Annotated in this window: 20 protein-coding genes; 8 read left to right on the top strand and 12 right to left on the bottom strand. The window is 38.1% G+C overall.

The genetic code is table 11. From position 1 onward, the window contains the following. Positions 1–10 precede the first annotated feature (10 nt). Both coaD and CH361_RS00200 read right to left on the bottom strand, forming a co-directional pair. On the bottom strand, positions 11–493 hold the full coding sequence (gene coaD, locus CH361_RS00205) for a pantetheine-phosphate adenylyltransferase (RefSeq protein WP_100788830.1): 483 nt from the start codon (positions 491–493) through the stop codon (positions 11–13). 1 nt (position 494) lies between these two features. Next, positions 495–1703, bottom strand: a complete 1209-nt coding sequence (locus CH361_RS00200; protein ID WP_100788829.1) for an argininosuccinate synthase — start codon at positions 1701–1703, stop codon at positions 495–497. Between the two features lie 81 nt (positions 1704–1784). Here CH361_RS00200 and CH361_RS00195 point away from each other — a divergent pair, with 81 nt between their 5' ends. From CH361_RS00195 to CH361_RS00185, 3 genes are read left to right on the top strand one after another with little or no spacing between them, the layout of a single operon-like run. Further along, positions 1785–2933 carry a nitrilase-related carbon-nitrogen hydrolase gene (locus CH361_RS00195; RefSeq protein ID WP_100788828.1) on the top strand — a complete coding sequence of 383 codons (1149 nt, stop codon included), beginning with the start codon at positions 1785–1787 and terminating at the stop codon, positions 2931–2933. Then, on the top strand, positions 2917–3444 hold the full coding sequence (locus CH361_RS00190) for a hypothetical protein (RefSeq protein WP_100788827.1): 528 nt from the start codon (positions 2917–2919) through the stop codon (positions 3442–3444). Before CH361_RS00195 ends, CH361_RS00190 begins: the two co-directional genes overlap by 17 nt. 1 nt (position 3445) lies before the next feature. After that, positions 3446–4999: an FAD-dependent oxidoreductase gene (locus CH361_RS00185; RefSeq protein ID WP_100788826.1), complete on the top strand. Its 1554-nt coding sequence runs from the start codon at positions 3446–3448 to the stop codon at positions 4997–4999. Here CH361_RS00185 and rlmD read toward each other — a convergent pair. Both rlmD and CH361_RS00175 read right to left on the bottom strand, forming a co-directional pair. Continuing rightward, positions 4992–6191: a 23S rRNA (uracil(1939)-C(5))-methyltransferase RlmD gene (gene rlmD / locus CH361_RS00180; protein ID WP_100788825.1), complete on the bottom strand. Its 1200-nt coding sequence runs from the start codon at positions 6189–6191 to the stop codon at positions 4992–4994. The genes CH361_RS00185 and rlmD overlap by 8 nt on opposite strands. Further along, positions 6191–7261, bottom strand: a complete 1071-nt coding sequence (locus CH361_RS00175) for a quinone-dependent dihydroorotate dehydrogenase (protein WP_100788824.1) — start codon at positions 7259–7261, stop codon at positions 6191–6193. The genes rlmD and CH361_RS00175 overlap by 1 nt, the downstream gene beginning before the upstream one ends. A 100-nt stretch (positions 7262–7361) precedes the next feature. Between CH361_RS00175 and CH361_RS00170 the strand changes: the two genes are divergently transcribed. Continuing rightward, positions 7362–8978, top strand: coding sequence for a sensor histidine kinase (locus CH361_RS00170; protein WP_100788823.1), 1617 nt, complete (start codon positions 7362–7364; stop codon positions 8976–8978). Further along, positions 8975–9904 (top strand): response regulator, encoded by a 930-nt coding sequence (locus CH361_RS00165; RefSeq protein ID WP_100788822.1) that lies wholly within the window; start codon positions 8975–8977, stop codon positions 9902–9904. Before CH361_RS00170 ends, CH361_RS00165 begins: the two co-directional genes overlap by 4 nt. 7 nt (positions 9905–9911) lie before the next feature. On the opposite strand, the gene CH361_RS00160 is transcribed toward CH361_RS00165, so the two are convergent. Both CH361_RS00160 and CH361_RS00155 read right to left on the bottom strand, forming a co-directional pair. Beyond that, complete coding sequence (locus CH361_RS00160; protein WP_100788821.1) at positions 9912–10553, bottom strand: HAD family hydrolase; 642 nt, start codon at positions 10551–10553, stop codon at positions 9912–9914. Further along, the gene (locus CH361_RS00155; protein ID WP_100788820.1) at positions 10543–11259 is read right to left on the bottom strand and encodes an RluA family pseudouridine synthase; all 717 of its coding nucleotides are present in this window, start codon (positions 11257–11259) and stop codon (positions 10543–10545) included. Before CH361_RS00155 ends, CH361_RS00160 begins: the two co-directional genes overlap by 11 nt. A 270-nt stretch (positions 11260–11529) precedes the next feature. Between CH361_RS00155 and CH361_RS00150 the strand changes: the two genes are divergently transcribed. Both CH361_RS00150 and CH361_RS00145 read left to right on the top strand, forming a co-directional pair. After that, positions 11530–12711: an EAL domain-containing protein gene (locus CH361_RS00150; RefSeq protein WP_100788819.1), complete on the top strand. Its 1182-nt coding sequence runs from the start codon at positions 11530–11532 to the stop codon at positions 12709–12711. A gap of 179 nt (positions 12712–12890) precedes the next feature. Continuing rightward, positions 12891–14123, top strand: a complete 1233-nt coding sequence (locus CH361_RS00145) for a DUF2804 domain-containing protein (RefSeq protein WP_100788818.1) — start codon at positions 12891–12893, stop codon at positions 14121–14123. 16 nt (positions 14124–14139) lie between these two features. On the opposite strand, the gene CH361_RS00140 is transcribed toward CH361_RS00145, so the two are convergent. From CH361_RS00140 to CH361_RS00125, 4 genes are all read right to left on the bottom strand, one after another. Then, complete coding sequence (locus tag CH361_RS00140) at positions 14140–14619, bottom strand: LA_3150 family lipoprotein (protein ID WP_100788817.1); 480 nt, start codon at positions 14617–14619, stop codon at positions 14140–14142. Between the two features lie 9 nt (positions 14620–14628). Beyond that, positions 14629–16326: a porin gene (locus CH361_RS00135; RefSeq protein WP_100788816.1), complete on the bottom strand. Its 1698-nt coding sequence runs from the start codon at positions 16324–16326 to the stop codon at positions 14629–14631. Between the two features lie 385 nt (positions 16327–16711). Next, positions 16712–18703 (bottom strand): methyl-accepting chemotaxis protein, encoded by a 1992-nt coding sequence (locus CH361_RS00130; RefSeq protein WP_100788815.1) that lies wholly within the window; start codon positions 18701–18703, stop codon positions 16712–16714. Positions 18704–18783: 80 nt separating this feature from the next. After that, positions 18784–19194 carry a DUF3052 family protein gene (locus CH361_RS00125; RefSeq protein ID WP_100789388.1) on the bottom strand — a complete coding sequence of 137 codons (411 nt, stop codon included), beginning with the start codon at positions 19192–19194 and terminating at the stop codon, positions 18784–18786. A 284-nt stretch (positions 19195–19478) separates the two neighbouring features. On the opposite strand from CH361_RS00125, the gene CH361_RS00120 reads away from it, so the two are divergent. Beyond that, on the top strand, positions 19479–21044 hold the full coding sequence (locus CH361_RS00120; protein ID WP_100788814.1) for a methyl-accepting chemotaxis protein: 1566 nt from the start codon (positions 19479–19481) through the stop codon (positions 21042–21044). Between the two features lie 82 nt (positions 21045–21126). Here CH361_RS00120 and CH361_RS00115 read toward each other — a convergent pair whose 3' ends face one another. Together CH361_RS00115 and CH361_RS00110 are read right to left on the bottom strand one after the other, a co-directional pair. Further along, positions 21127–21987 carry an alpha/beta hydrolase gene (locus CH361_RS00115; RefSeq protein ID WP_100788813.1) on the bottom strand — a complete coding sequence of 287 codons (861 nt, stop codon included), beginning with the start codon at positions 21985–21987 and terminating at the stop codon, positions 21127–21129. A gap of 21 nt (positions 21988–22008) precedes the next feature. Further along, positions 22009–22614, bottom strand: coding sequence for a TetR/AcrR family transcriptional regulator (locus CH361_RS00110; RefSeq protein WP_100788812.1), 606 nt, complete (start codon positions 22612–22614; stop codon positions 22009–22011). Positions 22615–22617 lie beyond the last annotated feature (3 nt).

The following is a 22617-nucleotide window of genomic DNA, read 5'->3' as shown; positions in this document are numbered from 1 at the left end:
CACTTTCTACTTAAGCGGAAAATTTTTTAGCCAGAGCTTCACCCACAACATCAGGGACTTGGTTGGACACTGCTCTACCATGCCTTGCTACTTCTTTGACGATTGTTGAGGACACAAATGAGTATTCATTGTCTGCCATTAAGAAATAAGTTTCGATTTCTGGGGCTAATTTTTTATTCATTAGGGAAATCGCATATTCATAATCAAAATCTGTAACAGCACGAAGCCCACGTAAAATGACACGTGAGTTCTTTTCTTTGCAATAATCTACAGTGAGGCCTTCAAAAGTATCGATTTTAATTTTGTCCCAACCTTTAAAGACCTTACCAATCATCTCCACTCTTTCCTCGGAAGAAAAAAGCGAAGACTTTTTGGAGTTAATGGCTACAGCAATGATGATCTCTTCGAATAACGGATGAGCTCGCCGGATAATGTCGAGATGACCGTTGGTGAACGGATCAAAAGAACCTGGATATACGGCGATATTTTTCATCTTATTTGTTTACCCTTGCCCACTCTTTCATAGGAAGTCCGTAAAGGTTGATAAAACCTTCTGCATCGTATTGGTTGTACAATTCTTCTTTTTCGAAAGTGGATAATCCTGCATTGTAAAGAGACTTGTTGGATTTACGTCCGACAACCGTGCAATTTCCCTTGTACAGTTTCACTCGAACGGTTCCATTGACATATTTTTGAGTGTAGTCCATGTAAGCTCGTAAAGCATTCATTTGGTTGGAATACCATTGGCCGTTGTAAATATAACGAGCAAATTCTTGAGAGAGTTCATCCTTTTTGTGTTGGGTGTCACGATCCAGTGTGATGGATTCCAAATCGCGGTGGGCAATGTGAAGGATAGTTCCACCTGGAGTTTCATAGACTCCGCGTGATTTGATTCCCACAAGTCGGTTTTCGACAATGTCCACTCTTCCTACACCGTTTTTTCCACCTAAATCATTTAGGGTCTCCATCACTTCGAGTGGATTCATTTTTTTTCCATCGATAGCAACACAGTCTCCATTTTCGAAATCCAATTCTAGGTAAGTTGGTTTGTCGGGAGCTTTTTCGGGAGATACGGTTAGGATAAACATATCTTCTTTTGGTTCGTTGAATGGATCTTCTAAAATTCCCCCTTCAAAAGAAAGGTGCATTAGGTTTCTGTCCATACTGTATGGTTTAGCAGCTGTTACAGGAACTGGAATTCCTTTTTTCTTTGCGTATTCAATCAGATCAGCTCGGCCACCAAAATCCCAAGTTCTCCAAGGGGCAATGATTTGTAAGTTAGGCGAAAGAGCTTTGAAAGTGAGTTCAAATCGAACTTGGTCGTTTCCTTTTCCGGTAGCACCATGAGAAAAAGCATCGGCTCCTTCTTTTGTAGCAACTTCTGCCATTGCTTTGGCAATGAGAGGACGCGCGAGAGAAGTTCCGAGTAAATAACGCATTTCATAAATTGCATTTCCGCGAATGGCAGGGAAAATAAAGTCACGTGCAAATTCCAAACGTAAGTCTTGGATGTAAACTTTAGAAGCTCCGGTATTTTTTCCTTTTTCTTCCAGACCGGTAAGTTCTTCTTTTTGACCAACATCGGCACAAAAAGCAACGACTTCACAACCGTAGGTATCTTTCAACCAAGCAAGGATGACGGAAGTATCGAGTCCTCCGGAGTAAGCGAGAACGATTTTTTTGGGAGCAGGTTTCTCTTTCATAGAATAAGGTCAAAATAAAAGAAAAAACTAAGAACACAATTAAATATTGTCTGAAACGAAAATGTGTAGTAGATTTGGTGGATGCGTTTTCCCGTTTCTTTTTCTGTTTTTGTAACCATTACAGTTTTTACAGTCCACTGCCAAAAGCAAGTTGTACCACAAGAGGAAATCTCCAAGTACCTTCCAAGTCCAAAGGTTTACATTCAAAAGGAAGGAGTGGGGAAACGCGGAAGTTTTGTAGGGATTGAGCCTTACCTAAACAAGTACAGTTACGCAACAGAAGATAGTTTCTATTTTGTTTTGAAGGGTTACCTCCAAGAAACAAAGGAAAAGGAACTTCTTTTCGTAGATCGAAGTATCATTGTTCTACCTGAATATATTGGAACTTGGCTTGTCGTGACTGGTGATGATAAATCCATTTTTGCATCGAATACAATTCAGGAAGCTATGGAAGTTTTGGTAAAACATAACTTAGGTTCCTTTCTCTGGTATTATTTATTTAACACTTCTTATTCAACAGATACCTTGAAGGAGACACTTTTTCGGATGAAGGCTTGGCAAATGGCAGACAGATACCAATCGGTATTTGCAAGACTGGCCAGGGAGTATCGGGTCTCTATCGTAGCAGGTTCTATTGTACTTCCTCATCCCAAAGTCATTGAAGGAAAAATCACTCCCACAGACGGTCCCTTAGAAAATGTGAGTTTCTATTTTCATCCAGATGGCCGAGTGGACGACCAAATTGTACGCAAACTCTTTCCCATTATTGAAGAGAAAGAATTTTTAAAAGAAGGGAAATTAGAAGAGAACGCAATCTACCAAACCTCACTTGGTAAGTTATACACTATGGTTTGTGCTGATTCTTGGTTTCCAGAAGTTTACAAAGAACTAAAAAAATCAGAGGCTGAACTTTTAGCTGTCCCTTCTTTTGTGGCACCAATTGATTCTTGGACTAATAAATGGAATGGTTACAACGGTTATGCGAATCCAAGTGATGTGGAAAAAAAAGATATAGGTAATATTTCAGAAAAAACTGCCTGGAAAAAATATGCTATGTCCGGCCGCTTGAAAGATCCTAAAGTAAAGGCAGGAATCAATGTGTTTTTTCGAGGTGAAATTTGGGATATGGCAGCCAATGGAGATGCTTTTTTGTCTCTCGGTGGGAAACCAGTTTCGAACTTTGTAAAAGAAGAAAAAAACCAAGGAAGAATCTATGTACTCTTTCTCTAGAAAATCCTTTTTGGCTTTATTATTATTTTGTGCGGGAATCAAATCCAAAATCCGTTATTTCTATTTTAGTGATTCAGAAGTTAAAACGGTGACTGCTTTTGCAGAAGTAGTTCTTCCCATCGCAGAACCTGAAATGCCAAATTTAGAAAAAGCGGATGTTATGCGAAGATTGGATGAAGAATTGTATTTTGTTTCGGAAGAAATCCAAGAAGATTTCCATTCTGCGGTGATGGTTTTAGAATACCTCCCTCTTTTCTATGGAAATTTTAGTCTTTTTTCAAATCTTTCTAAAGAGAAAAGAGAAACTTTGTTAATAGAATTAGCAGATACAGATTCTGATATTGTTCGGGCTGTTGTAGGGAATTTAAAACTTTTAGTTTGTCTTGTTTATTATGGGCATAAGTCTTCTTGGGCTCCTATTTCCTACCCAGGTCCTTTTGCAAATCCCCCGGAGAAATGGAGTGAGGCAAGAATCCACTACCAAAATCTATTAAAGGGAAGGGAACTCTAAGATGAAATCAGGAAGTTATCGTGATTACAAAAGTTATGCGAATGGCGAAACAATTTCCATTGATGTAGTAGTGATTGGTTCGGGCTGCGGTGGTTCTACCATGGCTTATGAACTTTCCAAAAAAGGAATTAAGGTAGCTCTCCTCGAACAAGGTGGGAATTATCATACCGGAACTTTTGACAATCATGAACTGAATATGGGAGGCAAAGTTTCTGCTGAGAGAAATTTCCATACCACAGCGGATGGTGGAATCAATCTTGTTTACGGAAATAATTTAGGGGGTGCCTCGGTTCACTACTGGGCAGACAGTTACCGCACTCCTGAAGACAGATTGTTATTATGGAATCGGAAATATGGGATTGAACACCACCTTCCTGAAGATTTACATTCTTATTGGCCGGAACTCGAGGCTGACCTTCATGTGACTCCTGCGGGAGAAGAATACTTTAACCCCATGAACCGACTTTTTCGTAACGCATCACAAAGATTAGGTTGGGAAGGTCATGCTGTCCCACAAGCCCGAAAAAACTGCCAGAAGTCGGGACATTGTATGCAAGGTTGTATGTTTGGCGCCAAACAGTCGCAGCTTGTGACTCATATTCCGAGAGCCGTGCAACTAGGAACTGATGTTTATACAGACCTTCGGGCCGAAAAACTAATCATTCGAGGACAAAAGGTGACCGGTCTTGAAGCAGTGGTGATTGATCGAAGGACACTACGACCAACGAAGACCAAAATCACATTTCGAGCCAAAGCAGTTTGTGTTTCTGCAGGAGGATTTGGTAGTTCTACTTTTTTACTTAAGAATGGTTTCAAAAAACAGTTACCAGCTCTTGGTGAGTTCCTTGCGATCAATCCCTCTCCCATGGTACATGCGTTATATGAAGAGCCGATTGTTCAGTGGCGTAATATCCCGGCTGCTTATGGGGTAGAGGATTTCCGATTGGCTAGATTCCAAAATGGAAAATACCGTGAGGGTGGGTATATGTTAATGCCTAACCAATTGCAACCGGCAACTTTAGCCGCTCTTGTTCCAAGTTTTGGAAAAGACCATTTTCATTATATGAAACAAATGGAAAATTTAGGGGGAACCATCGGTTGGATTGATGATGTGGATGGAGAACTAGGAAGGATCGAAGTGGATTTATTTGGAAAAAGAAAAATTCATTATCCTTTTGGAAAGATCACCAAACAAATCTTTAGCGACCTTACTTACAAACAAATGAAGTTGAATTTTGAAGCTGGGGCTAAGGAAGTTTTTCTTGCGGGTATGAAACTTCGTAAATATACAAAACTTCCCAAAAAGGAAGAAATTGATACTCTTGCTTGGAGACCGGCTGAATTCCCAATGGCGGCTCCTCATCCGGCGGGTGGTTGTCGGATGGGAAAATCGAGAGAAACATCCGTGGTGAATTCACGGCACCAAGTGCATGGATTTCAAAATTTGTTTGTCGCTGACTCTTCCGTATTTCCTACGGGAGTGAGTGTGGATCCAAGTTTTACCATTATGGCTTTTAGTAAAAAAGCCTCTGAGTTTGTAATGGATGTTATGTGAGATTTTTATTCCTAAAAACGGCCACGGTTTCGACGTGATCAGTTCTAGGAAACATATCCACAGGTTGGACCGAATTTAAAAAATACTGCCTCGCAAGGAGATTTGTATCTTCTCTGAGACTAACGGGATCACAAGAAACATAAACGATTTTTTTAAAGCCCATTCCGAGGATGGTTTCTGCCACCTCGACTCCAAGTCCTGTGCGCGGAGGATCAAGAACTAAGGTATCATAGTTTTTTCCAAAAAGAGTGGGTAATACTTCAGCAACTCTTCCTTTGCGAAACCGTACATTATGTACTTTGTTGTATTTGACTGATTCCAGTGCGGTTTTGTGGGAATTGGGATTTTCTTCGATCCCCATCACTTCTTTACAATTTCCCGCGATCCAAAAAGAAATAGTTCCAATTCCAGAGTAAGCATCGATGACCCGAGATTCTGGTTCCACTTCATCAAGGACCAAATTGTACAAACTTGGAGTTTGGATGGGGTTTACTTGTAAAAAGGTGGAAAGACCTACTCGAAATTTATGTTTTCCAAAATGTTCATGGATGTAAGGTCTACCCCATAACAAATGTTCTTCGCGACCGAGTGCCATTGTTGTATGTTTGGTATTGATATTTTGGATGATACCCACAATTTTTCCAAACTTTCCTGTTTTACCTATTCGGTTTTGGATGGCAGTGTGGAGTCTTTTCGAAGCATCTTTGGCATGTGGTAGGTCTTCTTTGGCAGTGACAATTCCTAAAATGATTTCACCAGTGGAAAATGATTTTCTTGCCACAAGATATTTCATCATCCCCCTTTTAGATTTTTCGTTATAAGGAAGCAGTCCTTCTCGCCTAGCCCATTGTTTGACGGCGAGGGCAATTTCTGTAAGTCCAGGGTCTTGGATTTGGCATTCGGTTTGGTCGAGGACAAAAGTGGATTCCCGGTTAAAAAGACCTAATGTAAGTAAGGTTTTGTTGGCAATATTACGTCTTCCAAAAGGGAGTTGGATTTTGTGACGGTAATATTCGGGTGAGGGACTAGGAACAATGGTTCGAAATTCTAAGTGGCGATAACTTTTGAATAGTTCTTTAATATTTTGTTCTTTTTTACGCAGTTCTTTGGTGTAATCAATATCTAAATAATTACAACCACCACAGGTTCCGAAATGAGTACAGATTTTTGTTCCAGGACTTGCGGTTGTCATTAACTATTTCCTTTCCCAACAAGTTCTGAAATATGAGTGAGCCCTTTTTGTTTTAGAGTTTTGTCGAGATAAGAGCAGATTTGATAAGGTAAAAAAGGACCTTCATAAATATAACCTGTATAGATTTGTATTAGATTTGCACCGGCTTCAATCATACGAACTGCCTTTTCTCCAGAATCAATTCCACCCACACCAATGATGGGAATTTTTCCTTGGAGTGTTTTGTAAGCAAGAGAAACAAATCGAAGAGACTTTTCAAACAGTGGATCGCCTGAGAGCCCACCTTCTGGCGGATTTACTTCGCCAAGAATTTCTTTATTCAGTGTTGTGTTTGTGAGAATGACACCACTAATTTTATAATCCAAACAAACCTTTAGATTTTCCATGAGTTCTTCTTCTGACAAATCGGGAGCAAATTTTAAATACAACGGAATGGGAAACTTCTGATCAAAAGCCGTTTGAATTCCTTGGATGAGATCGATTAAACTTTTTTTGGTTTGGAGGGAACGAAGGCCTGGGGTATTCGGAGAACTGATATTGATGACGGCATAATCCCCATAAGGTACTAGTTTCTTTAAAGTATAAACATAATCACTCACAGCATCTTCTAGCTCAGTGACTTTTGATTTTCCGGCGTTGATCCCGCGAATTCCCAACTTTGGTTGTTTCTTTAAATTGGATTCTGCAATGTCAGCTCCTGGGTTATTGAATCCCATACGGTTGATGAGTGCTTTGTGGTTGGGATAACGGAAAAGTCTAGGTTTCTCATTGCCTGGTTGTCCTTTGGCAGTGATGGTTCCGACTTCGATAAATCCAAATCCCATATGAATCATTGTGGGGAAAAGTTCTGTTGTTTTATCAAAACCTGCGGCAAGACCGAGAGGATTGGGAAACTGGATTCCTTGGATGGTTTGTTTCAATCTTTCGGATTTGTACTCGAAAAGGGAAGAGAGGGTTTTGTGAAAAAATGGGATCTTTTCCGAAAGGGAAAGGAAACCAGAGACCAGATGGTGTGCCGATTCTGGATCTAAATGAAATAGGATTGGTTTGATCAGGTGGTTATAAAACAAGAGGAGAATCCTTACGTTGATTCTTTTTTCGCGCTCTTTTCTTACAATTTCTTTCCGAAAATAGCGTTCTCTCAGAGATTCATTCTCAGGACTTTAATGAATGGCACCTAATTCTTCTTTTTCCCGAATTTGGCAAAACCCATCCGACTTCCCTCCCGAAGTTGTTTTGCGGGAATTGGAAAATCTCTTAAGATCCAATCCAGATTTTTGGCTCAAAATCAATCGAGATGGAATCATTGTTGATTATAAGTCTTCAAGGTTTGTGAACATTGGAGATAAACCAGAAACACTTCTCGGAAAACACATTGATGTAGGTTTACCGCCTTACTTACGTGAAATTACAACAGAGGCTTTGGATTATCTTTCTGAGAAAAAAAGCCAGGTGTTTTGGAAAGAGTATTCCTATGGAATTGAACCAAATGTTCGTCATGTGGAAGTGCGTTTTGTGGTTCTCTATGAAGGATATATCATGTCCAATCATCGAGATATCACAGAAAGGAAACGTTTAGAAAATGCGTTTCTCGAAAGTGAATCTAGGTTTCTTTCTATGGCTCAAAATGCCGCCGATTCAATCATCATCATTAACGACGAAGGTACCATTCAATTTTTTAATAAAACGGCAGAAAAAACATTTGGTTACGATCAAGAAGAGGTAATCGGTAAAAACATTTCCATTATCATACCTGGTGATTATAAAGACAGACATGATGTATTTTTAAAAAGGTATAAAGAAACCGGAATGCAACATATCATTGGTGTGGGGAGAGAACTAGTCGCACAACGTAAGTCAGGTGAAAAATTCCCTTGTGAATTATCAGTTGGTGAGTTTAGAAGTAAATCAGGTAAGATGTTTACTGGAATTCTTAGGGACATTAGCCTTCGTAAACAACAAGAAGAAGAACTTTATCAATATAGAAATCATTTAGAAGATTTGGTAGAAAGTCAGACAATGGACTTAAAAATGTCCAAAAATATTGCGGAAGAAGCGTCTTACATGAAATCACTTTTTCTTGCTAATATTTCTCACGAACTCAAAACTCCGATCCATGCGATTCTAAGTTACGCAGAACTCGGAGAAGAAAAATCGGCCTCTGTCACTCCTGAAAAAATTAAAGAATACTTTCAAATCATTGATTCCTCAGGAAAACGACTGTTAGGTCTACTCGAAAATTTATTAGACATTGCCAAACTAGAATCCGGAAAAATGCGATATCTTTTTGAAAAGAACTGCCTGAAAGAAACAACAAAATTTGTGATCAACGAAATGCGTGTGATTTTGGAAAAAAGAGGAATCACAGTTGTTTTAGTAGATAAGGAAGAACGTTGGGAAGCAGAATTTGACTATGAACGGATCCAGCAGGTGATACGAAATATTCTGTCGAACGCATTAAAATTCATCCCAAATGACACTAATATTGAAATTAGTATGATTCGAAGAGAATTTATTCCGAGAAAAACTCAGTCATATGTCAATGGTATCGGAATACAAATTCGTGACTTTGGGCCGGGGATCCCTCCGGAGGATTTGGATAAAATTTTTGAAAAATTCATTCAATCCAAACAAGTAAAAGCAGGTACTAAGGGTACTGGACTTGGTTTGTCCATTTCCAGGGAAATTGTCAATGACCACCACGGACTGTTGTATGCCGAGAACCATGAAGTAAAGGGAGCTATTTTTACGATGTTAATTCCTTGTTCTCGCGAGGGTCTTAAATGATTAACCTACTAGCAGTGGATGATGAGATGATCAATTTAATGATCATTGATGAATCTTTGTCAGATAAAGGATTTACTGTTGTCAAAGCAAAAGATGGTGAAGAAGCCTACCAAATTCTTAGTTCAGATACATTTGCTTTTCATGCTATTATTTTGGATCGACTCATGCCAAAAATGGATGGGATCGAACTTTTAAAAAAAATCAAACGATCGGAAAAGTATAAAGACATTCCGGTGATTTTTCAAACGGCAATGAGTTCTGTCACAGATATGACAGAAGGGTTAGATGCCGGAGCCTTTTATTATTTAACAAAACCTTATTCTAGAACATTGCTCGTTCGCATTGTGCAAACAGCGGTGGAACATTTTATCAAACTCCAACGTGCTAAAGAAGATTTACACAAAGGTATGGGTGCTCTTCGGCATATGCTTACGGGTGAGTTTCGCATTCGTTCCATTCGCGAATCACATGAGTTGGCACCACTACTTGCCAATGCTTGTCCTGATCCAGAACGTGTATTAACTGGGATCATGGAAATTTTAAACAATGCCATTGAACATGGAAATTTAGGTATATCTTATCAAGAAAAATCGGAACTTCATGATAATGACAAACTGATGGAAGAAATTTTTAGAAGGTTAGAAACTCCTGAGTTTAGAGATAAATTTGTCAAAGTAACTTTTGAAAAGAATGAACAACATGTAGAGATTCGAGTGAGCGACCAAGGAAAAGGGTTTGATTGGCAAAGGTATTTGTCAGTGGAAGCTATGACAAAAAATGCTTTTAAAACCCATGGTCGAGGAATTTTTATGGCCCGTAAATTGTCCTTTGATGATTTGTCTTACACTGATGAAGGTAGAACGGCCGTCATTCGTATTGATCTTTCAAACAAAAAAGGAAACTTACTCACTGACTTTCAAGAGTAACTCTCTTTTATAACTCTAAAACAATTGGGTTTGTGAAGTCATAAATGATTTGTTCTACGTGACTTTTTAGTTCTGATTCTGTATGTGATGTGGCCACTCCAATGATGGAACATCCTGCAGACTTTCCTGATTCTAAACCAGCAAGGGAATCTTCAAACACTACACAATCTTTCGGGTCTAGCCCCAATTCTTTGGCACAGAGTTGGTACACTTGTGGATGAGGTTTGCCTTGACTCACTTGAGAGCCATCGATGATTACATCAAAAAAATGCCTTAAGGATAAATTATCCAAAGTAAAATTTACATTCATTGTAGGAGCAGAAGTTCCTAATGCAATTTTAACTTTTTGTTCTTTTAAGTGCTTTAAATAATCCACCAGTCCAGTATGTGGTTTCATTTCTTTTTGGTATAGAGACTGATACCAACTTTCTTTTTCATCCCCATACAGTTTGCATTCTTTGTCAGAAATATCTCCAAAGATCATACGAAAGAGATCAGAGTTGGTTTTGCCGTTAAATGTATCTCGATAGATTTCGGAATTTAATGGAAAATTATATTTTTTAGAAAATTCCATCCATGCTTTAAAATGAAAGGAATGGTTATCAACCACAACCCCATCCATATCAAAGATAAATCCTTTATGTTTCATTTGAGATCCTTTCGTAACCGCCAACAAGCCCCGAAATAAAACTTGGGATTTTGGTTTCAAATGTAAGTAATTTTTTACTAAACGGATGAGTCAATTGGATTGAAAAGGAATGTAATGCCATGCGAGGGTAAGTTCTTGCGTCGTTTCCATATTTTGTATCCCCTACAATGGGATGTTTTTTATCAGAGAGATGGACACGAATTTGGTTCTTTCGACCAGTTAAGAGTTCGATTTCTAATAAAGAATAAAAGTTGGTTTCTTTTAGAACTTTGAATTTAGTTTTAGAGAGTTTTCCTAATTCTGGTTCGTCAGTGGAATACACCCTATGTGCTTTGGATTCCACAAGATAGGATTGAATGGTTCCTGACTTTTCTTTCCAAACGCCATGACTCACAGTAAGATAGATTTTTTTTGTTTTCTCCCATGATTCTTGTAAGGTTTGTTTGGCAGTTTCTGTTTTTGCAAAAACCAAAATTCCTGATGTTTCTCGGTCCAAACGATGGACAATGAAGATTCTATTTTTTGATCTTTCACTTCCTTTTTTCACATAATCCATCAGAGCCGCATAAGCCGTTTTTGATTTTTCCGATTCAGTTGCGATTGTAAGGAGTCCGTGAGGTTTGTCGACGACGAGGATGTCCCGATCTTCATATAAAATACTGAGACCCTTGGGTAAAAATCGGGTATTGGTTTTTTGTTTTAACATAGAAAAACAGATCCTTTCAGTCGAAGGATTCGAAATTTGGTTTCGGGAGCTGGGCTTGCCCCGGTGGGAGCGAGGAGAATTCCAAACAGGAAAAGGAAGCGGTGCATCTTCCGTGAGTCTAAGAAAGGCTAGGAAATGGGTCAAGACTTGTCTATTTTTAAGAAAACCAGGCTTAGAACTTGGTTCAGAAAAGAAATAGTTTAATTTATTGAATTTAATTCCGTTAAAACAGATATTGGTTTCTAAGGAAACCTGAGCACTTTGGAAACCATGTTAGTGAATCAATATGTACCTCTATTCCAACCAATCTTCTCTGTAGAGGAGCAGACGGTGGTTGCCTACGAATCTCTTGGCCGAAGGCGAGAAGAATCTGGAAATTTGGTTTCGATCCCTGAATTTAGCGATCCCCATGTCACAGCCCTTCGCATGAGTTCCATTGACAGACAATTACTGGGGCAAGCTTTAACTCGAATTCAATCAACGAACGATCGTTTGTTTGTAAATATGTCCCCGGACCAAGTCATTTTGGAATATGAAGAAAGCCGTTCCAATTCATTACCAATTTCAGATTTAGTGAATAGTTACGGAATTCCTTTAGATCGTATTGTGATTGAGATCACTGAAAAATCAGGAAGTTATGGAACCGATGTTTTGGCGGCCGGTGTTGAATTATTAAGAGAACAAGGATTTGGAATTGCACTAGATGACGTTGGATCGGAATCGTCCAACTTAGAGCGATTAGGTGCTATTAAACCTGATATCATTAAAATTGATTTAAATTTATTAAAAAAATCCATCGAAAAAAGAGAATTCCAATCGATCTTAGAATACTTAAAGCAGATTTCTCTAAGTATTGGATCCCAATTACTTTTTGAAGGAATTGAAACAGAGGAAGAATTATATAGAGCCATTAGCTCTGGTGCGAGTTTGTTACAAGGTTACTTTTTAGGAAGACCGTCTGAATTTAACCAAGATAAACAAAGTATTTGTGATTTAGTCGTTCCTCACTTACAATTGTATCATGAACAGAAACGAAGAGAAGTGGCAATGGAGATTGAGTTTGAAAAAAATATTAAACTCCAACTGGATCAACTTTCTTTAAAAACATTAATTTTGGAAAATCGTGTGATCATTGATCCACATTCCTTTTTTAAATTAGACCAAAAAATCCAACGTGTTTATATTACAGATTGGTCAGGAACACAAGTTTCACCATATTACGTGCGAACAAATGAGTTTGGATTTGTCGAAAACTTATCTATGCTTCAGAAAAACTGGTCTTATATGCCTTTCTTTTATAAACACGTCAAACAAGTGTTTCGAGATGCAGAAAATTGGCAGGTAAGTGATCCTTATTGGGATAAAGAATTAAAAAAGAACGTAATTGTGTTTTCTAAAGTGAATGAATTGGGTTATTCTTTTTTCATCGATGTCGTTTTAGATTCTCTCTAATGTCATTCAATTCATGACATCAGTTTTCCTTTTTAAGGAGAATGATTCGTTTGAATTACCAAAATCAAAAGACTTTTTGCTATATCTAAATTTTCTAATACAGAATACAATTGGATCAATAAGAAGGATTGACGATTTTTACCCGCTAATGTTCTCATTGCCACTCACGGGGAAAATCTATGACAAATAAAATATCGATGTTATCGTTCGTTATTGGCGTATGCATCGTATCATCTCTTTTAATCTATTCTTGTTCTGGTTCCAAATTAGAACCAAATGAAGTAAAAGACGAACAAGGTAAAATTATATCTCTCATTCCAGAACCGGATCTGAGTTCCACAAAACAAACAGAAATCAAATCGAGTGTTTCGCTTTTAAAAGAAGATGGTAAGTTAAATATTTCTGGTTGGGCCAGATACCCTTTCTTTCAGATTGATGAATCCAAAATCAAAGTAGATCCTAAACGATACAAACGTTGGGAACATTATACTTTTTATAATGAAAAATTTGGTGGAGCCATTACTGTCACTGACATTGGAAATTTGGCCATGGGCAGCATTGAACTTTTAGAGTTTGGAACGGGAAAGGCCATTTTTTCAAAAACAGAATTAGTCAGACCTGGAGAAATCTTTTTTCCAACAAATACAACCGATCCCATTGAATTTAAAAAAGGAGATCAGTTCATTCGTATTACAAAATTAAAAGGAAAAAGAATCATCGAGTATTCGATCCTAGGGGATTCTTCATCTGAATTGATTAAAGGAAATTTCGAATTAGAAGAAAAAGCCCCTGAAGCACTCGCAGTCATCACTCCTTTTTCTGAATCTACATTCTTTTATGAATACAAAATGCCAAGTTTAGTTTGTAAGGGTTCGATCCAATACAACAACGTAACTTATGAGTTTAATGACAAAAGTTATGCGGTTCTTGATTGGGGGAGAGGAACTTGGCCAGAAAAAAACAAATGGCTTTGGGCAGCAGGTGCGGGTCTTGTCAAAGACGAAGTACTTAGTCTAAATTTGGGTTATGGGTTTGGAACTCCGGACCAAGCAACAGAAAACGGAATCGTTTATAAAGGCAAAGTTCATAAACTAGATAAAGTCATTTGGAAGTATGATGTAACCAATTACTCAAAACCTTGGAAATTCATCAGTAACGAAGGTCGGTTGGAATTAGATTTCACCCCAGTGTATGTTTTGCATTCTGACATTGATCTTAAAGGTATGTTTGGATTTTTGAAACAATTGTATCAAAACTTTTCCTTTGCCGAAATTTTAGAACTACTAAAAACGGAAGCTTATTTGAATAAAGCTTTTGGACATTATAATGGTTATGTGATTTTAGACGATGGTACAAAGTTAGAAGTCAAAGACCTTGCTGGCTTTGCGGAACAAATGTACCAAAAGTGGTAAACATCAATTTTTAATTTCAAAATCCTGCAGCTGTGATGGCCGATTTAGAACAAGGGTTATTATTGGGATCACAGCTAAACATCTTAAAGGTAAATTGATCATTAGGATTTGGCCTTTGTGAAGTAGATCCAAAATTACTCCCACTAGTAAATCCTAACTCTGAACAAGAAGAAGTAGAAACCGCATATTTTTTAATATTGGTATTCAATGCTCCGCCAGAACCACCGGGTGGAGTGTTGAAATAAGCAGTGGGTCCTACATTTCCTCCATTCCATTGAAAAGTATCGTAACAAGTTCCTGTAAACGATCCGGCAAGATCGGCCACTTCCATCACGACAAGGGATTTGTTTTTATCGACCACACCATTTAGTAAATTGTTAATCACAAGGGAAGAAATACCTTCTCGGTCTTGTTCTTTAGATTGGCAATTCCAAAGAAAATGGGAAAGAATTAGGATCATAAAGAATCGGATGATTAAATTAATTTTTAAGTTCATGTTTTCCTCTTAGTTGGGTCTATAACTATAAGCTTCAGGAGAAACCACTCCGGTCCAAAAGTTTGCTTGTAATTGTAAGTAAACTCTTCTGTCATCGATTGGCATCGCGTTTCCTGTACTCGGATTTACATCGAATTGATTGCCGAGGACTTGGTAATAAAGTTGTGCTTTAAAATGATGTTTATCACCGAAAAGATTGAGTCCGGCCCAATAAACTCGTAAAGAATCGGTTGGATCTACTTTTCCATTTCTGTTAAAATCACCTTGGATGTACTCATACTTTAACACAGGCATGATGTAGTATTTTTCCAAAAAAGGAAGATTGTATCCAATTGTTCCGTGATATCCAAACAAATCATTGGAAGCAGCACCACCAAATTTGGTATAGGCGCCAGATAAATAAAAACCTTTGTAAGTAAAAGTGCTATCGTAAGTATGTCCGATGAGCCCCATCTTCGGTCGACCAAGCGTAGGAACTGAGTTTTGCACTAAGAAGTTTGGGTTTCCATTGGCATCCAAACCCCCGCGGTCAGGATTTGATCCTTGTGATGTAAGTAATTGAATTCCGCTAGTGGTTCCAGGAGTGTATTCGGGAACATAAAGAGAAGGGGTTATTAAGTTTTGAGTTTGCACATAACCAGCGCCAATCGACCATTTTAACTCACGTTGGAAAATCTCTTCTCCCTCTTGCCAATTCACCATCTTTCCATCAGATTCTCGTTTGAGACCTCCAAAAACATTCACTTGTGCTCGTGCATAGTAAATAGGTGAAGTATTTACAGCTCCATACCGATTGGCAGTGGTTAGGTCTTGTCGTCTACCTGTCCCATAATCTCCACCACCACCTTTTCCGTTACTCATCATAATAGAAACTTGTAAGTATCTTTCCCATTTATGATCAATTTCTTTTAATGGAGTGGCTTGGAGCATCACACCATTGTCAAATTGAGGAATGGCATTTACAATCATACTTCGTTCTAATGTTACAAAGTTAGCAGATGATTGGAGATATTCTCTACTGAATTGAGTTGGTAACTGACCAAATACAAATCGTAATCCGGCATAAGGAATTTTTGCATAAGCAAATGCCTCATGGATATAACCACGATTATCTTTTAGTTTGGTATTGGTTACATATGTTGTAGTCGCAGGCCTTCCATTTGCATCTAAATAATTTAATGTGTTGGTTGTTTGGACCACATCTGGTCGGTTGAGCATATTTTCCAAACGGAGTTGGATATTGGCTCCCCACCATTCATTTTCATATTGAACACCAAAACGGAGTCTTCGAAAGTTCCAATCGACGGAATTAAAATCTCGATGTCCATTATTGTAGAGTGAGTCTTCCGAACCAGAAACCCCTCTAAATTGCATACGGCCTGCAATGGTTAGTTTTTCTTTTGTGGTGTCATCCGGTCTATGTGCAAAGGCATCAGGAAGTGTGCTTGAATTTCCATTCGTAAGAGGACGATTGTATTCCACTTTCACTCGGTTTGGACCTGGTTTTGTAAAAATCTGACCAGATTCCGTGTCTTCGTAGAGTTCACGGTAAACTTTCGCTTGCGGTTCTTTTGTTTCTTTTTTATGTTCTTTGGCTTCTAGAGGAGCCGGGGTCTCTTCTTTGGATTGGAGATTTGTGTTTGGTTCAGCAGAAATCGCCCTCGTAAGGAATAGGAGGCCTAAGAGAACTTTAGAGATAGTTTTCATTTCAATTTGTCATTGCTGTTTGGATTATTACAAGCGGGAGGTTACGTTCCGTTTGAATGTTTCAGCTTAGTTACAAACGTATTGAAGTATTGTTGGGTTTGGATGACGGAATTGTTACAAGTTGATTACAGGGTCTAGATTTGAGGACATTTGTTACGTTTTTTTTGCTAAAACCGAACTTTGTCATAATTCGAAAGAGTTCTGTTACAAAAACATAACATCACAATCGTTACATTAGGTACGAGAAACCGATGTGTTTGTATTGTTTTTTGGGCGGATCCCACTTACGCATTTTGCGTATGTGGGATCGGGCTCTATGCTCCAATCTTTCGCAAGGAGCGAAAGGATTTCCGCTACGATCCCTTCCGCGACTTAAGACTGCTTTTTACACTTGGAACTGGTCGCAAATTCCTTTTAATTTGTCTGCGGTGTTGGAAAGGTTTTTTGCCGAAGAGGACATCTCTTCTGCCCCTGCGGCTGTATTGATGGTATGTTCATTGATTTGAGTGATAACGTTGGTAATCTCTCTCACAGCTCCCCTTTGTTCATCGGCCGCTGTTTTGATTTGGTCAGATTCACCTTTGACCACCATGGAGTTTTCCAAAACGGATTGGTTGATTTCAGCCTGAGAACCCATAACTGTATAAAGAGAATCCATTGCTTCGGAAACCCCATTGATGTTTTTAATGATTTCTTGGATGAGGGAAGTAGAGGACTGAATGCTCTTTGCTCCTCCGTCCAATTCTTTAGAGTTTTTGTTAATCATTTCCGAAATCGATTTGATCGACGATGCGGTTCGAATCGAAAGTTTTGAAATTTCTTCGGCGACTACAGCAAATCCACGTCCTGCATCCCCAGCCCTTGCCGCTTCAATCGCAGCATTAAGAGCTAAGAGTTGTGTTTGGTCAGAGATTTCATTGATGATCGCAATGATGGCCTTCATTTCATCAGAAGACTTTAAAATATTACTGATCATATCATTCATTCCCGTAAGAGATTGTTCTCCCTCTTTGGCCTGGTTGGAAATAGATTTCATTCGAACGAGTGTATGGTCGATTTCGTCAGCCACCTTTTTAACACTATCAGCTAACTCTTGAATCCTAATTTGGAACTGAGATATATTTCTATGTTGGATATCAATTGAACCTGTGATGTTTTCCATACTTGCAGACATTTCTTCAACAGTAGCTGACATCTGTTCTGTGGAAGCTGCCGTTGCTTGTGCGCCCCCAGAAAAACTATCTGAACTTGAGGAAAGTTCTCCCGCACTTGATGCAAGTTCCTGAGAGATAAACTGAATTTCTGAAACAATCTTCCTAAGACTGATTAAAAAGGAATTGGTATCACCACTCAGCTCTCCAATTTCATCATTATGTGTGATGGTTAAAGATTGTGTTAAGTCACCAGAGGACATCTTTTTGAAAAGGTCTCTGAGTCCAGAAATGGGTTTTAGTCTTCTTGTGATCAAATGGGAAAGGGCATAAATAGAAATACTTAAGATGATTACAACGAAGATCCCAATTTTGAATAACATATCATGAACGACTGTTAGAATCTCTCCTTTGGAAGCAATTGTCGCTAAACGAATATTATATTTTTGTAAATCAAATACGGTCGCAATTTTTTCTCTTCCGAAAAAATATTCCATATGTTCTTCAGATTTTAATTCGAGTAATCGTCTTCCCCAATCTAGTTTTTTGAGATCAAGTTTTAGAATGAGAGATTTGTCTGGATGTCCAAGGACTTGGCCTTCTCTGTCCGTGATGGCTACAAAACCTTCTTTGCCAATTTTTACATCTTTGACAACTTCATTGGTGAGTTGGTTTAAAGATATTGCAAATGCAAAGATTGCTACTACTTGTTTTCCTTGGAATACGGGCATCGTCAAAACAGCAACAGGTTCCTCTGTAACAGGAGAACGATTGACTTTACTGAGGGCAGGTTTTCCTTCTAGAACTGCTTTGATATTTTCATCAAAACCTGTGTTTCCCCAGCGAAATCCAATGGCTTTACCCGTTGCATCAGAAAAAACAATTGGGTTCTCTTCTGCAGTTGATAAAAACACATTTTCATAAACATTGAATTTTTTGCTTAGATTGGCAAGGAGTGGATCAAGATAGCGCCGGTCCTTTTTAATACAACGTTCGGCAAACTCAGGGTTTGATGCTGTAAATTCCGCGAGGAGAAATTGTTGATCAAAAAAATTGCGTATATGTTTTCCAGAAAGTTTTGCAACGTTTTTCATCTCACCAATGTAGGCATCTACGATGTAGTCTTTGGCTATAATGTAAGCAAAGGAAGAAATTCCGAGAGCGAGTACAATAATTACGGCAACACTCAGAGCAACGATTACGGTCTTTAGGCTATTGAATTTCATTTTTTTGGTCCCGGAAAACAAATAGAATCATATGTGATGATTCTTGGATGGGTTTTGTCAAACCACATAAAGGTTTTTCTTTATCGATTTTCTTTTCGAATGACTAGTTTTAATCCTGACCAAATTTCATCGACAGCACAGACTTTAATATCTACAAGTCCCAATTCCAAAGCAAAATTACGAATGAGGTCTTCATTCATATCGGTAGAAATTTTGGAAGATTTTTTCGGCCAAGAAATCCAGATCATTCCCGTTGGTTTTAGAAATTGGATTAGTTTTGGTAATTTCTGGTTGTACTCTTTTGAAGATTGAGTGAAGAAATGGATCATATCCATTCCGGCTCTCGGTTTTTCTAAGATATTGATTGGTTTGGGAAACGTTCCCCAGTTTTTTAGAAAATCTTTGGAGGGAAGATTGATAAAATGAAGGTTCATATTTTCTTTGATTCCTAATTTCTCAACCAGTGGTTTTCCTGAATATCCAGCAGTCATCATTTCCCTCTTGATTTTGTTTGTTTCCATACTATCGGTAAAACTTTGTTAGTTTCTAAATAGTAGACATAATTATTTCTTCCCTAGAGCGTTTCTAAATCTGAAGTATGGGAAGAGGAACCAAAATGCAATTCGTTCGGTCTTCTTGAAAAAATCGGGTTTTCACTGAAAAATGAGAAAATACGGATCATTTCCAATCAATTTGATCCGTAGATCTTAAGAAGACTAATAAAATATTGCACCTAATCGACATTCTGGTGATGTCATTGAATTGAGGGTATTGAGTGTTAACAATCGCAGATCTTTGGAAACAAGGGAAAATCATCATCAACAGAATCAGGTTCGGACTCGTTCTATTATTCCTACTCGCAATGATTGGGGCCAAAGACGAATTCCAACCAAAGATGTTTTTGATCCACATGATTGGAACCTGTACGATGGGGTTTTACTGTGCGATCGCTTATATTCTCGAAAGAAAAACAAACCCTCCTACTTGGTTTCATAAATCTCTCATTTTGATGGATACTTTAGTTTTGGGTGGAACCATCATTATGGATTGCACTCTCAGTTTGAAAGAAGCACAAGCTGCACTTGCAAATGCAGTAGTATATTTTATCTTTTTCTTTAATGCGATTTATTCCGGATTTTTAGGAGATCGTAAATTTGTTTTATTTAATTCTTTCATCGGGGCAATGACTTCAGCAGTTGCTTTGTATTGTGCTGTGAACATTGCTGGGATCAAACTCTCGGTAGATCCTGAATTGTCTCGCCAAATGGGTTACGTTGGTCTGGCAGGGGAAGTGATGAAACCTATTTTTATCATGATTGCCGGATACATAGTCAGTTTACTTGTTCAATTATTAACAAAGATTAGTTCCCTGGCAGAACTCAAAGCAAATGAAGCAGAACTATTACTTGGTCAAACCAAGGAACGAAATAAAATTTCCGCCAACGCTGCTGTAAAACTTGAAAGTTCGATCACTAACTTCAGTGACTTTGTTTCTAGAACGTCTGTTAAATTGGAATCCCAAGCAGCATCTTTAGAAGAAATTACTGCTGTCATTTCGGAACTATCTAGTTCATTCGAATCTAATGGATCTTCTATCGAAGAACAAAATAATAAAGTACAAGGAATGGTTTCTGATACAGAAATACTCAAAGAAACTGTGGATCAAATTCTTGTACAAAGTGAACGGCTTGTCGAAATTGCAGAAATAAATAAAAAAGAGAGTATGTCTGTTACGGAAGTTGCTGACCAAACTGCCACTCACTTAGAGTCCATCCAGTCTTCTTTTGACCAGGTAAATGAAATCAACAATATCGTTGCTGAAATTGGAGAAAAAACAAATTTACTTGCGTTAAATGCTTCAATTGAAGCGGCAAGGGCTGGTGATGTTGGGAAAGGATTTGCCGTTGTTGCAAACGAAGTGAGTAAACTTGCTGAGTTTACAAAAAATAACGTAAAACGAATTTCGACAGTAGTTAAAAGTTCCAAAGAAATCATTTCGAATGCGAGAAATGCCTCCAAAGATACTGGTGAACTCGCCAAATCACAAATTGAACGTTTGAATCAAACCTTGGTAGAAATCCAAGATATGAACCGATTGTATTTGGAACAAAGAAATACTCTTTCTGCAATTTTAGTAGAACTTGCTCAAATTAGAGAATTATCCAAACAAATTTCTGAATCCACCAAAGAACAGTTACTTGGTCAGAAAGAAGCTTCGAAAGGAATTGTCCAACTAGAAATGGAAGTCAATGAAATCAGTCGAGCCTCCAAAGATCTAGAAGAACACATTGAAATGATCAAAGACGAAGCAAATAAACTGGCATCAATGAGCCAGAGTTAATTGTAAATTTAGGAACTTTAATGCAATTTAGCGAAACCTAACTTAATTTTTTTAAGTTAGGTTTACATTATTTAATTTTGGTTTAATCCGCTTTTAAAAAACCAATAATTTCATCTTTTACGCTCTCGGTTCTTAAAATCATTTTATGACCGAGACCTTTTGTTTTTATTAACTTGGATTTTTTCCATGCTTTCGATACAGTGAGCCCCATCGAAAAGGGAATTTCTAAATCATCTTCATCGTGAATGACAAGAAGTGAGTTATTAAACTTTGGTCCTGCTGTACTTAAATCCAAACTACTTAAAGGTTGTTTGACCTTTCGTTCCAGAACAGAACGCATCGAATCCTGTTCTTCTTCTGTCAATTGATAGTATTCGCTGAAACTTTTTCTTAAAATTTCCAATCGTAAGGGTGGGGCAATATAAACTAATTTGTTTGCACTTACACCTAATTCTTGTGCAACGGTTGCTACTGCACCGCCAAAAGAATGTGTGATGATATAATCTGGGTTTCCAATGATTTGTGTAAGTCTACGAACCATCTTGGCTGAGAGAACAATATTGGAATACTTTCCGGAAGAAAATCCATGTCCTGGTAGATCAATTCCAACAACATTATAACCTTCTTCTAAAAGTGAAGGGATAATCCTTGAAAAGTTTCCCGTATGTCCGTTCCAACCGTGAACCAGAAGAACAGTTTCCCCCTTTCCCTGCCAGTGAAAGTATTGGATGTGGTGTTCGTTTTCTTGAAATTCTTTTTGTTCCGCTAAGGTTAGGACATCCATTTCCTTCCGTGATGGTTTTTGTTTCTGTGTGGATAAAAAATATTGGGCTGCCACATGACCAAAAAACATCGGTTTTCTTTTAGCAAAGGCCCATTTTTCTTCCATCGTGATGGGATAAGATCTATTTAAAGAACGAACGATCGTGCTATTAATTTCCATTAGTAAATCCTCTTTTTTAAGTTAGTCTTGATTCTCTTTATACTGATTTCGTTTGATTAATTCGTTAAAACTTTGTTTGGTTCTTTTTTCTGTATTTTTGTCTTCTAGAAGTCTGTTATAAAAATGAAAGGATAAGATGAGTCCCCAAATTTCTTGTACCAGCTTATCTACATTTGTATTAGAATCTAGTTCTAAAGTGTCTTTCGCATCTTGTACAAATTGTTTTAATGTCTTTTGCCAACTGATCTGTGTTTTTTTTAAATGATCCCTTACAACCCCCGGCCTATCGTCAAATTCCGAACTAGAGGATAAAAATAAACATCCTCCAGGCAAACTGTCTGTGTGGGCCCAAGACAACCACATCTGGAAAGCTGTTTTGAGTCTGGTTAGGCCTGGTTTCGTTTTTAAAGCAGGATATACCACGTTTCTGCGGAAAAGTTCACTTCCCACTCGGAGGACATCGATTTGGAGATTTTCTTTGGAAGCAAACTTGGCAAAAAGTCCACTTTTGGACATTCCTAATTCGTCGGCTAAGGTTCCTATGGTGAGTCCTTGCAATCCTTGGACACTTGCCACCTGGACAGCTTTTTCCAAAATCATTGATTTTGTATCTTCCCCTTTGCCCATAAT

The organism is Leptospira brenneri (assembly GCF_002812125.1).
GTDB classification, from domain to species: Bacteria; Spirochaetota; Leptospiria; order Leptospirales; family Leptospiraceae; genus Leptospira_A; species Leptospira_A brenneri.
This window is presented reverse-complemented; position numbering and strand designations above follow the sequence as displayed.